We start from the raw sequence: 14,339 nt of genomic DNA on the forward strand, positions 1-14,339 counted from the left end.
TATACACATAAAATAGTTAAAAACTAAAAACGAATCAGTAGTTTTTCTAAAATTGATTAAAATTCAATACATTTCAAGTAATAGTAAGATTTAATCAAACAAACAAGTCAAATATTGACAATATATCAAATAAATTAAAAAATTATTTGCATATTAATTTCAAATAATATAATTTCACAACCTCAACCTAAATGATTTTGATATGAAAAAACTATTATTTGGAGCTTTTATGCTCACTGTAATGTCTGCATGTAACACTGACAGCGTTACTAATCAAAATGAAAACACAACTGACGAAGCAGTAGCAACTGCAGGTTTTGCTCAAAGGGGCTGTGCGTCTGAGGAAATCAGACAGGAAGCATTGAAAAGAAGCCCTGAACTCCAACAAAGATTTGCAGCATTAGAAACCAATACAGAAAAGTTCGCCAACGATGTAAAATTTGGAAAAGTTTTAGCTGATGGTACTGTAGAAATCCCGGTTGTAGTGAATGTTATATACAGAACTACAGCTGAAAACGTTTCTGATGCAAGAATTGCTGAACAAATTGCAGTATTAAATGCTGACTATTCCGGTACCAACACTGATGCCAGCAAAATTCCAACTGAATTCCAGGCTGTAAGTTCCGGTGACACAAAAGTAAAATTCAGACTGGTAAATACTGTTAGAAAATCTACCACAAAAACCGGATGGGCTACCAATGATGATATGAAAAAAGCATCTAAAGGAGGAATTGATGCTACTAATCCTACCAATTATTTAAATTTATGGGTTGTAGGTAAAATGACCAGCCAGGGACGTACCATTCTTGGGTATGCAACATTCCCTGAATCTGCAGGTCTATGGAATGACGGTGTTGTAATTGCTGCTCCATATTTTGGAAAGACAGGAGCTTCTTCACCTTTCAACCTGGGAAGAACAGCAACACATGAAGTAGGACACTACTTAAACTTAAGACACATCTGGGGAGATGCTAATTGTGGAAATGACCAGGTAAGTGACACTCCTACACAAACTACAGCAAATTACGGAAAACCTTCGTACCCGCTATATAATACTTGCAGCGGTGTACAGAGATCTGTAATGTTTATGAATTACATGGATTATGTAGATGATGCAGCAATGTTTATGTTCTCTGCAGGACAAAAAACAAGAATGCAGTCTGTAGTAGCTTCTTCTGGTGCAAGATCCGGATTGAGAGTATATTAAAATTTAAATATTGACAAACTTAAGATCTATCTCAAATTGAGATAGATTTTTTTATTATATCTATCTCCTGAAATTAAATCTCATTTACGTTTTCAGCAACATTCCGTTTGTATAAAATATCCTATAAAAAACAATAAAAACATGAAATTATTCACGCATAAAATCCGATTGATTATTAAATATAAACAAAACAATTAATTTTAACTAAAATTCAATTAAACATCATTTTATTTACATTTAATTCAAGCAAATACTATATAATTTAAAAATTAACTATCTTTTTCAATAAATGATTTGCATATTAATCACAAATGATATAATTTCACACCCTCAACCAAATTATATTATAACGATATGAAAAAATTCTTAATGGGAGCCCTGGTCCTGGGCTTTATGTCGGCATGTAACACCGACAGTTTAACCACTCAAAATGAAACACCTGCGGATCAGGAAAATTCTGTTCCAAGTGCTCTTAAAAGAAGCTGCCCTTCGGAAGAAATCAGACAAGCAATGCTTTTGAAAAACCCAGCGCTACAAAAGAAAATAGCGGATATTGAATCCGGTACTGAAAAATTTGCAGAAAACCTTAAAGTGGGAAAAGTTCTTGCAGACGGAACTGTTGAGATCCCGGTAGTTTTTAATGTCATCTATAACACTTCTACTCAAAATGTTTCTGACACAAGAATTGCAGAACAAATTGCTGTTCTTAATGCCGATTACGGAGGCACCAATTCTGATGTTACGAAAATTCCTTCGGCATTTCAGCCTGCCGCAGCAGGTGATGTAAAAATCCGTTTCAAATTAGTTGCAACCAACCGTAAACAGAGTTCAAAAACAGGCTGGAGATCTGATCTTGAACAAATGAAAAAAGCCAGCACCGGAGGAATTGACGCTACTGATGTCAATAAAAACCTGAATATCTGGGTTGTAAATTCAATTCTTGACGAAAACAATCAACCTGGAACGCTGGGCTACGCTTATTATCCTGAACATGCAGGACAATGGTATGACGGCCTTGTAATAGGTTATCAGTATATAGGAAAAACAGGTGCTTCAGCTCCGTTTAATTTAGGAAGAACAGTAACCCATGAAGTAGGACATTACCTGAACCTTCCACACCTTTGGGGATCATCAGACACAGGCTGCCAGACAGATTACTCTAATGATACTCCTACATCTCCCGGCCCTAATTATGGAAATCCCACCTACCCTCTAAACAGAATTTGTGGAGGTGTAAGCCGTTCTCAGATGTTTATGAATTATATGGATTATGTAGATGACAAATCTATGTTTATGTTCTCTGCCAACCAAAAAACACGAATGCAGGCTGTAGTATCAGCATCGGGACCAAGAGCAGGATTAAGATAATCAGCCGGATTGCTTAGAAATATTATAAAAATATTAAAATAGTCTATCTCAATTTTTGGGATAGATTTTTTTAATATTTTTACGCAATTTAAATTCAACACCACTACGATGAAAAAAATAGCATTAGCATCAGGAATACTATTGCAATTATCCTGTATTAAAGCACAGGATACTATCCCATCCCGAAATCTCAAGGAAGATCTGGCACTTATCAATTCAGGGTATACAATTCAGGAGAAAACTCCTTTTTTCCAAAAAGAATGGGTAAAAATATCGGTGGCTCCAGCTCTACTTTTTACGGCAGCCGCAGCAACATGGGGAGAAAAAGAGAATATTCGCGAGGTAAGAAACCGATACCTTCCCAACTTCAAAGTAAAATATGATGATTATCTGCAATACGCTCCTGCTGCTGCAGTCTATGGATTAAAACTGGCAGGTGTAAAAGGGCGTAATAATATAGGACGGGCTACTTTATCCTACGGCACCAGCTTAGCCATCATGGCGATTTTAGTCAACTCTATTAAATATACAGCAAAAGTGGAACGTCCCGATGGATCCAAAAACAACTCTTTCCCATCAGGACATGCCGCAATGGCTTTTACCAATGCCACATTTCTACACAAAGAATATGGTTTGGTGAATCCGGCTTACAGTATTGCCGGATATGGTTCTGCTACTCTTACAGGACTTGGACGAAATTTAAACAACAGACACTGGGTTCCGGATATTCTTGCCGGCGCAGGTATCGGAATTATATCAACAGAACTGGGGTATTTTTTTATTGACAAAATTTATAAAAACAAGGGTGATAATTTAAGTATCTTATCCAGAATACAGGGTAACGACTATCCATCCTTTCTTTCTTTAAAAATGGGAACTGCGTTTGGTACCACTAACTTCCTGAGGGAATCTGAACTTGATGATAAAAAACAAATCGGTTTTGAGGGCGGACTGGAAGGCGCTTATTTCTTTTCAAAAAAATGGGGTGTGGGTGCCGATGTATCTTTCAGCAGCTTCCCTATTAAATCTCAAAGAATAACATTGGATGACGGGCAGGATTTTGGTGATCATGAAATCAAAACACAATCCATGGGATTCCTTTCTGCAGGTATTGGGCCTTATTTTTCCCATGAATTATCAGATAAATGGCAACTTACTTTAAAGATTACCGGAGGATATGCCGCTACTGCCACTGGAAAAGTATTTGTAAAGGGAGAGGATATCGATGCTCCCAACCATGAGCTCCAAATAGCCAGATATAAACCAAAACCAGCTTTCCGATGGAATACAGGTGCTTCTATGACTTATAAGTTTAATCCGGGATTAGGTCTTACTTTCTATACGGATTACAATCAGATCAACTCAACCATTCGTTATTACTTCAGCGATGAAATTAAGGAAAGTGCTGAACTGGATCAGGAACTGAACAACCTGATTGCTAAAGAAAAAATCAATTATATCACGCTAGGTTTACGATTGACAGCCTATTTTTAAAACAAGAAAGCCTCCAGAATCTGAAGGCTTTACTTTTATAAGTTTTTACGGTTGTCATCCGGAGTATAATCCATAAAGATATCTCCGTCCAGCTGTACCGATTTTATCTTCTTCTTAATAGGAATGACAAGGTCAGTCAGCTTCTGGTCTTTTTCCCATACTGAAGGTGAAAAATGGATTTTTTCTGTCGTTCCATCATCATAAGACAGGATGGCATCAAACGGAATGGCAAAACCTCCTACATTCGCTACGTTGATGGTAAGCATGTCATTCATCTGGGATGCTCCTGTTACTTTTAAATCTATATAATTATTGGTATAAAACCAATTATGGAAGAACCAGTTCAGATTTTTTCCTGATCCCGTATTCATAGAATTGAAATAATCCCATGGCACAGGATGTTTCCCGTTCCAGTTGTCCATATAATGGTGTAATGCTTTTTTGAAGAGTTCATCTCCCAGATAATCTTTCAGCGCCAGATAAGACAATGAAGATTTTACATAGGAGTTGTTTCCATATCCGGCACCGCTTACCTGCGTACTCATGGTAATTATCGGTTGATCCTGCTCTGCAGAAGGATCATTGATCCATTTTTTAACGCGGAAGTTTTTATAAAATTCCCTGGCAGCAGCTTCTCCGTTTTCATCAATCCCTATAAGATATTCCAGCGTGGTTGCCCAGCCTTCATCCATAAATGCATATCTGGTCTCATTGATTCCCATATAAAAAGGAAAGTAGGTATGGGCAATTTCATGATCTGCCGTAAGCCTTGCATCATTAAGATCATCAGGAATACTGGTATCATTAATCATCATAGGATATTCCATATCTGCGTATCCCTGGATAGCCGTCATTACGTTATAAGGATATTCTACGCCTGGCCAGTTTTTCGAGAACCAATCCAGGTTGTAACGCATCCAGTCTACATAATGTTCAAAATCTTTAGCTCCGTTTTTATATCCTGCCTGAACGCTGGCTCTTTTTGTTTTTAACTGAACGCTGGCGGCATCCCACACATAATGGTTACTCATCGCAAAACAGAAATCTGTAATATGGCTGGCTTTAAATTTCCAGACATTCCATTTATTCTGTTTGGTTACTTTACCGGACTTCATTTCCTGTTCTGTGGCAATATGCATCAGCTTATCACTTTTCAGGGAAGCTTTATATCTTTTTAAATATTGAGGCTGAAGCACAGCTTCCGGATTCAGAAAATCACCGGTTGCCCAGACTACATAATTTTTCGGTGCGGTGATGGCAAAACTGTAATCATTGAAATCATTATAAAACTCCTGTCTGTCTGAGTGTTGAAGCATATCCCATCCGTTGTAATCATCAAACACGGAAATCCTTGGAAAAGAATATGCCACATAGAATGTTTCAGGATCAATCTGTCCTTCTCTTCCACTCTGAACCGACAATGGATATTCCCACTCTATTTTAACCTCAGCTTTTGATTTGGATTTCAGGGCTGATTTTAATTTTACTTTTTCAACAGTACTCCAGTCATCACTGTTGATCTCATATTTTACATTGTTTACCGCAAAAGATTTAATTTTCAGCCCTGATGAAAGGAAATCTTTGGATACAAATCCTGATCTTGGCGACTGTGGCTTGTGAAGGTTATTCACAAATCGTATAGCCAGCTCATTCAGGTTATCAGGACTGTTGTTGGTATAAATAATGGTTTCTTTTCCGGAAACCACTTTTGTAGCAGCATCTACTTTCACCTCTACATTATACACTCCTTTATTCTGCCAGTAGTTTTTCCCTGGTGCTCCGGAGATATCACGTGTACCTCTTTCATACGCTTTTTTGATATTCCTCGGCATATACAATTCCTGAGCTGACAGCTGCAGTAAAGAAACTGCGATCAGCATTCCGGAAAAAATTTTCTTCATAGCGATCTCTTTAAAGATAGGCATCAAAAATAGCGAAAATGTGCCATCAGATGAGCATTCTTTCACAATAATATTTCACCGTGATTAACTTTTATATTAAAATATTCTACAATCTATCTTGTTCGGCTGTTTTTTTAATTGTTTTGGCATTTTTAACTGATTGATTTCCAAAGTTGAATTTCAATGAAAATGTTACTCCCTGAGTATCGGTATAATCAAGAAAATAATTATCCTGATTTGCATATTTTGTACTGACTTTCTGCTCTGTAGATCTGAAAATATCGCTAAAAATAAGGCTGGCTTCCAGTTTTTTACTAAAGAATTTCTTGTTCATTACAAAATAAGCCGACCATAGAGAAGATATCCTGAATGTTCCCTGTATGCCGGGAGAATAGTAGCGGTGTCCCATTTCCATTTTCCAGTCGCTGTTTTTATCGAGCGTAAAGCTTGTTGAAATGTTTGAAACCCAGTTCCAGACTTTATTTTTATACAGCATTCCATCAACTCCTGTGAAATAATTTTCATTGTGTTCAAGGTTTTCAGAAAGGATGATATTCCACCATGGTTTCACCTGGAAATTTTTATAAAAGCTTAATCCGAAAGCCTCTCCTTTCTCAATATTGGTAAAATAATAGATCAGACTATTCGTACTGGGTTCCTGATAGGAAATTTCCATGGACGGATAAATTTCTTTTCTATAGTACAAATCCAGATTCCAGTCTTTCCATGAATAAGTAAGATTGAGATTGTGGGTAATCGTTGCTTTTAATTTGGGATCCCCCTGATAATAGGAAAACAGATTGTAGTAAGATTTTGCAGGATTCAGCCATGAATAGGACGGTCTGCTGATTCTTTTCCCATAGGAGAACCCGAATTCCTGTTTATTTTCTGTCGTGTACTGTGCATAAAAAGTGGGAAAGAATTTCCAATAATTACTTTTATTCAGTTCATAAGGTTTTGAAACCACACCTTCAAGATCTGTCATTTCCGCACGAAGACCTCCCTTGAAATTCCACTTCCCGATATTGTAGGTTAATGAAGAATACAAGGCAAAATTGTGTTCTTTATAATCAAAAATACTGCTTTTTTCCGGTCTGTATTGTAGTGTTCCGTTCTCGTTATCAGAGAAATCAAGTTGACTGCTGGTTTTTACAAAACTATACTTAATCCCCGATTCTAGTTCCAGTTTATCCCCTTTCCATTGGTAATCGAATTGGGTAGAATATAGCTGAACATCTGCTTTATTCTGGGTAAGGAAATTATCTTCTTTGGGAGGTTGCCCTGCAAAATTCAGATAGGTGATTACATTCTGATATTTATCGGCATTATTTCCGGTAAAATAATTAATCCAGGAAAGGCTGCTTTTCTTATTCATTTTCCTGTCTATCTGAAAACTTACAGAGTTATTGATGGAACGTGAGCGATGATCATTGATGGTAGTATAATCAGATTCTACCCTATCCTGCTGGTTAAAGATCAGCGTAGGAACATTATAGTTTCCGAAGGATTTTGGAGAAAAATACCCTGAGTAGTTGAGGCTAAGATTGGTCAGGCTGTCCAGTTCATATTCCACATTAAAATTCAGGGTATTCTGGTTATTGTTTTTATCCTTCCTGTTCATCGTACTTACCCATCGGGTTTGGCTTTCCGGATAGTTTACATAATCTGTTCCTTCCCGGTAGTACGTTCCCAGCCCTTTATAATAGCTCCCCATAATGGAAAGTTTATCTTTTTTATAATATTGGGAAAGACCGAAAACGCCTTTCGCATATTGTGTCTGTACATATTTGGATGAGAGAATGCCACGGTAACCTTCAATTTTATTCTTTTTCAGAACGATATTCAGTACTGCGCTTCCTGAGGCTTCATATTTTGCAGGTGGATTGGTAATCACTTCCACAGATTTCACTTCATCTCCCTGTGTATTTTCCAGAAGGTTTTTAAGCTCATCCCCTGTAAGCATTACTTTTTTATCATTAATCGTCACCAGAATTCCGGTACTTCCCTTTACACTCAATACACTGTTGCTGATAGTAACACCTGGTGTATTTTTCAGGATTTCCCAGGCATTGAGCGAAGAAATATTACTGTTTTCCACATTAAATTCCAGACGGTCTACCTTTCTTTTCACCAAAGGCTTACGTTTCGTCATGACTACTCCTTCTATTTCCTGAGATTCTTTTTTAAGAACGATATTCAGAGGTTCAGGCTCTTTTAAATCCAATTTTTTCTCAAATAAAGAATATCCCTGATTTTTAACTATCAGCTTTACATCCTGTTTTTCTATACCCTCGAGTACAAACTTCCCGTGTTCATCCGTTTTTAATTCTTTGATCAATGCATTCTGAGCGTTATATACTTCTACCTTTACGAAAGAAAGTTTTTCATTTTCGGTGTTCATCACTGTACCTTCAGTTTTTTGTTGCTGGGCAAGAATCAAAGCTGGAAAACACAGAAGAAAAAGAATTTTATACATGGTTATTTTTTTATTCGTTCAAACAAAAACTATTGTTCTGTTCTATGGGTACAAAATTCTATATTGGCTGGTAAAAATACGGTTAATAGAAGGTTAATGATGGGTTAATGTCTTTTCTGTCATAAAATTACCAGCTTCAGATAAAGAAATGAAACTGTTTTTGAAGATTCAAAACTATGGTTAACGGAAGGTTAATAATAAAATAATCATTCCCGGAACATGGCTAAAGTTTTATCTTTGTTTTAATGATAGCCAAAAGTAAAATTCTGATTTCGGTTTTTGCCGCTCTGTTCCTGCTTTTACTGGGAATTCAGGTTTATTTTATGTATAAAACCTATCAGGTAAAAGAGAGAGACATCTACAGATCCGTGAATGACGGGCTTACCAATTACACAGACGATCTTGAAGATATACAGGAAGTAAAAGAAAGGAATGATGACTCTCTTCAGGAAATCATCATACAGTATCATAATAAGGAGATCAGCAAAAAAGATTTTCTCCGCTATTTCATAGAAAACAGAAAATCTGCCAGAGAAAGACTGATTCATTATATTGACAGCCGTTACCAGAAAGACGGTTACGAAATTTCGGCCAGAATAAGATATCTTTCTATTGTACATCTTCCGGACAGTTCAAAAGTAATTACCGAACCTATTGTTATTTTTGAGACAAAAGACAAGATCAAAAAGCCGCGTATTGCGAGTATCGGAAGCTGGGAAACCTCCAGTACCAAAAGAAATGATTCGGATAAGGGGCATATTGAAAAAAAGAATACTTTTCTTGTTAAAACCCAGACCGATTTTGAGATCAGAAATATAAAAAGTATTGTTTTCAAGGAGCTTACTTTATTGATTATATGTTGCATTATTCTTCTTTCGGGAGTTCTTCTGCTTTATATTTTCACGATCAGAAATCTTATTCAGCAGCAGAAGCAGGTGGAAGTTCTCCACAGCATTGTGGATAACATTTCACATGAATTTAAAACGCCTATTGCCACTTTAAAAATAGCTTCCAAAGCATTAAAAAAGGAATGGAATCCTGATACGCTGCCTCTTATAGACAGACAGATTTCCCGGCTCGAAAGTCTTATGCTTCAACTTCATAAGGATGAAATTCCGGATGAAATGACTGTTATGCAACCTGAGGACTGGAAGTTTTTTATCCAGGATCTTTCCGTTACTTACCCAAATTGTGATTTTAACCTCGAAAATACCGTTTCACAAAAACTTCCTTTTGATAAAAACCTGATGGAAACAGTCATTAAAAACCTTTGTGAAAACAGTGTGAAATATGGAGCATCGGCTATTACAATACATATCCGCGACAATTCTCAACAATTGGAAATTGAAGTTGCTGACAATGGCCAGGGCATGGAGGCTAAAGAACTGAATACTATTTTTGAAAAATTCTACAGAATACAGAATAACAATATTCACAATAGCAAAGGACTGGGACTGGGACTTTATTTCGTGAAAAAAATTATTACCAGTTATGGTGGTAAAACAGAGGTTTCCAGCCAGCTTCATACAGGCAGTACTTTTAAAATATCAATTCCTTATGAAAACTAAAATCCTTCTGGCAGAAGACGATCCGGATTTCGGAATGATTCTTAAACAATATCTTGAACTGGAAGATTTTGAAGTCAGCTGGTTTCAGAATCCGGAAGATATCGTACCATTGTTTCAGGCTGATTTTCCCTTTCAGATAGGAATTCTGGATGTGATGATGCCCAATATTGATGGCTTTTCTCTGGCGAAAATGATCATTAAGGAAAAAAGCAATTTCCCATTGTTATTTTTAACGGCTAAAAATCAAAAAATAGACCGATTGACCGGATTGAAAATAGGTGCCGACGATTATATTTCCAAGCCTTGCGACCCTGAAGAACTTGTTTTACGAATTAAAAATATTCTGAAAAGAACACTTCCCACCGTTACGGAAAGCCAAATAAAGATAGGAGAGTTTTCACTGGATACTACCAAACTTCTGTTGTCACATCCTGACGGGAATACCCGATTGACCATACGGGAACAGGAATTACTGCTGTACCTTCTGAAACACAACCGGACGATCATCACCAGAGATAATATTCTTGATAATCTCTGGGAAACCAATGATTATTTTACCGGAAGAAGTCTTGATGTGTTTATCAGCAGGCTTCGTAAATATTTCATCAGTGATCCCCAAATAAAAATCCAATCCCTGAGAGGAATTGGATTTGAAATTGATTTTCCAACCAATTGATTTTTATAGAGAAAGATTCACAATCACCGGAAAATGGTCTGACGGATACAAGAGATTTTCTCTTCTGTCATTGATATGTCTGTGAGATCTGATCTTAAAGCCTTGTGTAAAAATATAATCGATTCTGTCTTTCGGGACTGTATTGACATCAAAAGCGGTGAAAGTTCCTACAGGACCATAATGCTTGGTTTCCGAGTGATAGAAACTGTCTTTCATATTCTGAGAAAGGATTTTAATAGGTTCTGAATCATCTGTCAGGTTAAAGTCTCCACTCAATGTCACCGGAAGGTTTTTTGGATTCAGTTCTTTGATTTTTTTCAGAATCAGTTCCGAAGATTTTACTCTTGCCACATTTCCTACATGATCAAAATGAAGATTCATCGCCAGGAATTCTTTCTTCGATTTTTTATCTTTAAATATGGCGTAAGTACAGATCCTGTTCAGTGCGGCATCCCAGCCTTTTGATGGTTTTTCCGGAGTTTCAGATAACCAGAATGTCCCTGATTTTACTGCTTCAAGTCTGTTTGTGTCATAAAAGATGGCAGAAAACTCTCCTTTCTCTTTGCCGTCATCTCTTCCTACTCCTATATAATCATAGTTTTTTAATCCTGATTTAATATCTTTCATCTGTTCGGGAAGCGCTTCCTGTACTCCGAAATAATCAGGATGATAATACGTCAGTAAATCGGCAACATCCTGCTTTCTTTTTGGCCAGGCATTGTCTTTATCCGACTCTACATTCAGCCTGATATTAAAACTCATTACGGTAAGGTCCTGTGAAAATCCCAATGCAAAAAACATCAGAAACACCATTGAAAATCTGAAATTCATATGTTATTTTATCATTAAGAGACAAAAATAAAACTTCTCTGCGACAGAAAAGCTTTATTGATGTGATTATATTGTTAAATTATCTTTTTCTTCTTCTACAGATATAAAATATTCCTGAAATTCGAACTCCGAAACCGGCAGCTGACTTTCAAGTTTTACAATTCCCAAGGTTTTATAGTGAGAGGCCAGTTTTATGCCTTTACTTTTGAGAAGAGCTTCAAGCCTTTTAAAATTTATATCTTTCTTTAAAACTGCGAGATAAGTGATCATAGGTATACCTGTATTAAACCATTTCCAATATCTCTGTATTTTATCCCTTCAACAGGTCTTGCTTTGTTTTCAATCAGTTCCCAGATCTCTTTTGCCGATTTATCGGGAAACTGTTCCATATACAACGCAGCAAGCCCTGAAACATGCGGTGCGGCCATACTGGTACCACTCATTGTATAGTACAGGTTATTTTTGTTCTTCGCATTTTTAGGATAGGAACTGATAATATCTACTCCGGGAGCACAGACATTGATGCTTCCGCCTGTAGATGGATTAAGACCTGCGTTTGAAAATCTGGCGATCTTCATTTGTCCGTCAATAGCTCCAACAGCCATGATCGATTTTGAATTGGCTGGCATGGAAACAGGCTGTGGAATCTGTGGCCTGTTGCTGTCATTTCCTGCTGCTGCGATAATAAGACAGTTGTTTTCCAGTGCTCTTTCTCCAATTGTTTCAAAAAGAACAGACGGCTGATCATCAAACTTCACAGGAGAAGCTAGTGAAAGAGACAATATTCTGAATTTCTTAGAAATGGCCCAGTCTATCGCATCAATGACACTGCTGGTAGTTCCTCTTCCATTGTCTGCGAGCACTTTTGCTATTTTCAGGTTGCAATCCTTAGCTATTCCGTAACGTCTTCCATTATCACTTCTTGTATTTCCTGCAGCCACTCCTGCACAGTGGGTACCATGTCCGTTGGGATCTCTGTTCCAGTCCTCACCATCTATAAAAGATTTCCCTTCAATCACTTCGGCGGAAAAATCCGGATGGGAAATTTCAAGTCCGGTATCAAGAATGCATACATCAATACCTTTTCCTGTGGAGCTGGCATTTTCCAGTCCGATCGCTTTTAATCCCCATTCCATTTCAATAAATGATTTTTGAGGTAAAGGTTTGCTGGTAATATATTTTTCAAGTTCTGAGATTTTTTCTGCAAGCCCGGCAGACTGTTTTTTAAGCTCATTAATCAATTGCAATTCATCTGCAGGAAAAAATTCTCTTTCTTTTTCGTAGTATACAATAGAATTGGATTCATCTTTCACAGCACTTTTCAACTGGTCTTCGTCCATATTTTCCACCACCAGAACCCCAAGATTTTTGTAAAGTACTCCATTGTCATTATCAATGATTTCATAAGAACGGTTTTCTTTCGATAGAAATTCTGAAGAGGTGATACTCACTTCCAGCTCTTTCTCAATTTTTTTGAGTGCATTTTTCTGCTGGTTCTGCAGCAGAACAATATATCTTCCGGTTTCCATAATAATCTTTTTTAAATTAATTTCAGAAATATCTTTTCGAGAATAAGAAAAATATCCTCCGGAATAATGGTCAGTCTGAGTTTCTTATTAATCCCGGATATCGCTGTATTCTGTTCAGCCAGTGAAGTCCAGAAACGTTCAATTTTCGGAACGGAGTTCATGTCCTTCAGCTTTTCATCATCCAGAATACCATTTTGATATAATGAGACAATGATTCCTGAAATAAGTTCTTCCGCCTCCTCAAGTTTTTTGTTTTCCCTGGCATATATTTCCATGAGAATATCATAAATACTTTCCATCCCGTTAAATGAGAATCCTGCGAGCATTTCTCTTCTTCCCGTCATTATTTTCTCCATTTTAATAGGATTAAAGCCTCTTTTAACGGTAGAAATCATATTCATTACCTTCAGCACTTCGGATTCGTGGCTGGTGTTTCCTTTGGTACGGAAATACTCCAGAACTTCATTGAGAAATGCATCAAACCGGGCATCAAAGTCAAATGATTTTGACAGGTATAAAGCCTGAACTTCATTGAACTGTTCCAGCAGTTCTTTGATTTTCTGTACCGTAAAGTGAATAAGTTCCTGCATTACTCAAAAGTTATCTGTTCTATTTCGTTACCGTCTTTATCTTTGTAGGAAACAATCCTGATTCCTTCCTCCTCCATTTCCACATGAAGATTGATGAATAGTTTATCTTTATCTTCTACTGCGCTTGTATTGGGATCTATGTAAATGCTGTTCAACTTTGCATTCACCAGCGTATATTTATTCAGCAGAACTTTTGAAAAAATTTCTTTCAGTTCATCGGTTTCTTCTTCTGTTCCTTCCTGCGGTCTGAAGATCCCTGAATTTAAAAGCTGCATTTTATTTCTGAGATCCAGTTTGAGCACTTCATTGGCTGGGAGCTGCCCGAATTTCTGATCATTTTTTTCCAGTTTACTGAACAGGGTTTTGAATTCTTCAGTCTGAAGCTGTCTCTTGCTGATTTCGGGAATATTAAATTTCTTCTCTCTATTCACCAGACGGATTCTTTCATTTATTTCTGTCACAAACTGATCCTGATTCAGTTTGAAATTATATTTGGAATCTGAATCGATATCCGTAATTTTAATCGGAATGTCCATCTTTACACTTGGCAGAGCATAGCGCGGAACCTTGAAATACTTAAGGTATTCATGGCGGGCATATTCTTTGGCAATAAGAACCGCATTTTCGTCTGCTTTTTTACGAGCCTGAATTATCTCGTTGTTGAGATAATCCAGGTAATCTGATAGTTTTATCATCTTT

The 14,339-nt window shown here is 37.0% G+C and carries 12 protein-coding genes; 5 read left to right on the forward strand and 7 right to left on the reverse strand.

The genetic code is table 11. The annotated features are described in order from the left end of the window. The first annotated feature begins 202 nt into the window (after window positions 1–202). From FFS26_RS14065 to FFS26_RS14075, 3 genes are all read left to right on the forward strand, one after another. The gene (locus tag FFS26_RS14065; protein ID WP_110010662.1) at window positions 203–1,207 is read left to right on the forward strand and encodes a zinc metalloprotease; all 1,005 of its coding nucleotides are present in this window, start codon (window positions 203–205) and stop codon (window positions 1,205–1,207) included. A 354-nt stretch (window positions 1,208–1,561) separates the two neighbouring features. Beyond that, window positions 1,562–2,575 carry a zinc metalloprotease gene (locus FFS26_RS14070; protein WP_110010661.1) on the forward strand — a complete coding sequence of 338 codons (1,014 nt, stop codon included), beginning with the start codon at window positions 1,562–1,564 and terminating at the stop codon, window positions 2,573–2,575. Window positions 2,576–2,683: 108 nt separating this feature from the next. Beyond that, window positions 2,684–4,069: a phosphatase PAP2 family protein gene (locus FFS26_RS14075; RefSeq protein ID WP_110010660.1), complete on the forward strand. Its 1,386-nt coding sequence runs from the start codon at window positions 2,684–2,686 to the stop codon at window positions 4,067–4,069. A gap of 35 nt (window positions 4,070–4,104) precedes the next feature. Here FFS26_RS14075 and FFS26_RS14080 read toward each other — a convergent pair whose 3' ends face one another. After that, a complete protein-coding gene (locus tag FFS26_RS14080) occupies window positions 4,105–5,970 on the reverse strand; it encodes a M1 family metallopeptidase (protein WP_110010720.1) in 1,866 nt (621 codons plus the stop codon). Window positions 5,971–6,076: 106 nt separating this feature from the next. Beyond that, a complete protein-coding gene (locus tag FFS26_RS14085; RefSeq protein WP_137905317.1) occupies window positions 6,077–8,446 on the reverse strand; it encodes an outer membrane beta-barrel family protein in 2,370 nt (789 codons plus the stop codon). A 245-nt stretch (window positions 8,447–8,691) separates the two neighbouring features. Here FFS26_RS14085 and FFS26_RS14090 point away from each other — a divergent pair, with 245 nt between their 5' ends. Then, a complete protein-coding gene (locus tag FFS26_RS14090; protein WP_137905318.1) occupies window positions 8,692–10,014 on the forward strand; it encodes a sensor histidine kinase in 1,323 nt (440 codons plus the stop codon). After that, the gene (locus tag FFS26_RS14095; protein WP_137905319.1) at window positions 10,004–10,690 is read left to right on the forward strand and encodes a response regulator transcription factor; all 687 of its coding nucleotides are present in this window, start codon (window positions 10,004–10,006) and stop codon (window positions 10,688–10,690) included. Before FFS26_RS14090 ends, FFS26_RS14095 begins: the two co-directional genes overlap by 11 nt. Window positions 10,691–10,693: 3 nt before the next feature. Here the strand turns inward: FFS26_RS14095 and FFS26_RS14100 are convergent, their stop codons facing one another. The 5 genes from FFS26_RS14100 to FFS26_RS14120 all read right to left on the reverse strand — a co-directional run bounded on the left by FFS26_RS14100 (window position 10,694) and on the right by FFS26_RS14120 (window position 14,335). After that, complete coding sequence (locus FFS26_RS14100; RefSeq protein ID WP_171006317.1) at window positions 10,694–11,521, reverse strand: endonuclease/exonuclease/phosphatase family protein; 828 nt, start codon at window positions 11,519–11,521, stop codon at window positions 10,694–10,696. A 66-nt stretch (window positions 11,522–11,587) separates the two neighbouring features. Next, complete coding sequence (locus tag FFS26_RS14105) at window positions 11,588–11,791, reverse strand: hypothetical protein (protein WP_137905320.1); 204 nt, start codon at window positions 11,789–11,791, stop codon at window positions 11,588–11,590. After that, the gene (locus FFS26_RS14110; protein ID WP_137905321.1) at window positions 11,788–13,050 is read right to left on the reverse strand and encodes a S8 family peptidase; all 1,263 of its coding nucleotides are present in this window, start codon (window positions 13,048–13,050) and stop codon (window positions 11,788–11,790) included. Before FFS26_RS14110 ends, FFS26_RS14105 begins: the two co-directional genes overlap by 4 nt. 11 nt (window positions 13,051–13,061) lie before the next feature. Further along, entirely contained in the window at window positions 13,062–13,640 is a 579-nt protein-coding gene (locus FFS26_RS14115; RefSeq protein ID WP_137905322.1) for a hypothetical protein, read from the reverse strand. After that, the gene (locus tag FFS26_RS14120) at window positions 13,640–14,335 is read right to left on the reverse strand and encodes a hypothetical protein (RefSeq protein WP_110010653.1); all 696 of its coding nucleotides are present in this window, start codon (window positions 14,333–14,335) and stop codon (window positions 13,640–13,642) included. The genes FFS26_RS14115 and FFS26_RS14120 overlap by 1 nt, the downstream gene beginning before the upstream one ends. Between the last annotated feature and the right edge of the window lie 4 nt (window positions 14,336–14,339).

The organism is Chryseobacterium sp. 2VB (assembly GCF_005503635.1).
In the GTDB taxonomy this organism is placed as follows: domain Bacteria; phylum Bacteroidota; class Bacteroidia; order Flavobacteriales; family Weeksellaceae; genus Chryseobacterium; species Chryseobacterium cupriresistens.

Coding starts and splice junctions, on each gene's coding strand:
- FFS26_RS14115 (WP_137905322.1), bottom strand. CDS start 13,640: ATGCAGGAACTTATTCACTTTACGGTACAGAAAATCAAAGAACTGCTG.
- FFS26_RS14070 (WP_110010661.1), top strand. CDS start 1,562: ATGAAAAAATTCTTAATGGGAGCCCTGGTCCTGGGCTTTATGTCGGCA.
- FFS26_RS14065 (WP_110010662.1), top strand. CDS start 203: ATGAAAAAACTATTATTTGGAGCTTTTATGCTCACTGTAATGTCTGCA.
- FFS26_RS14095 (WP_137905319.1), top strand. CDS start 10,004: ATGAAAACTAAAATCCTTCTGGCAGAAGACGATCCGGATTTCGGAATG.
- FFS26_RS14105 (WP_137905320.1), bottom strand. CDS start 11,791: ATGATCACTTATCTCGCAGTTTTAAAGAAAGATATAAATTTTAAAAGG.
- FFS26_RS14080 (WP_110010720.1), bottom strand. CDS start 5,970: ATGAAGAAAATTTTTTCCGGAATGCTGATCGCAGTTTCTTTACTGCAG.
- FFS26_RS14100 (WP_171006317.1), bottom strand. CDS start 11,521: ATGAATTTCAGATTTTCAATGGTGTTTCTGATGTTTTTTGCATTGGGA.
- FFS26_RS14075 (WP_110010660.1), top strand. CDS start 2,684: ATGAAAAAAATAGCATTAGCATCAGGAATACTATTGCAATTATCCTGT.
- FFS26_RS14120 (WP_110010653.1), bottom strand. CDS start 14,335: ATGATAAAACTATCAGATTACCTGGATTATCTCAACAACGAGATAATT.
- FFS26_RS14085 (WP_137905317.1), bottom strand. CDS start 8,446: ATGTATAAAATTCTTTTTCTTCTGTGTTTTCCAGCTTTGATTCTTGCC.
- FFS26_RS14110 (WP_137905321.1), bottom strand. CDS start 13,050: ATGGAAACCGGAAGATATATTGTTCTGCTGCAGAACCAGCAGAAAAAT.
- FFS26_RS14090 (WP_137905318.1), top strand. CDS start 8,692: ATGATAGCCAAAAGTAAAATTCTGATTTCGGTTTTTGCCGCTCTGTTC.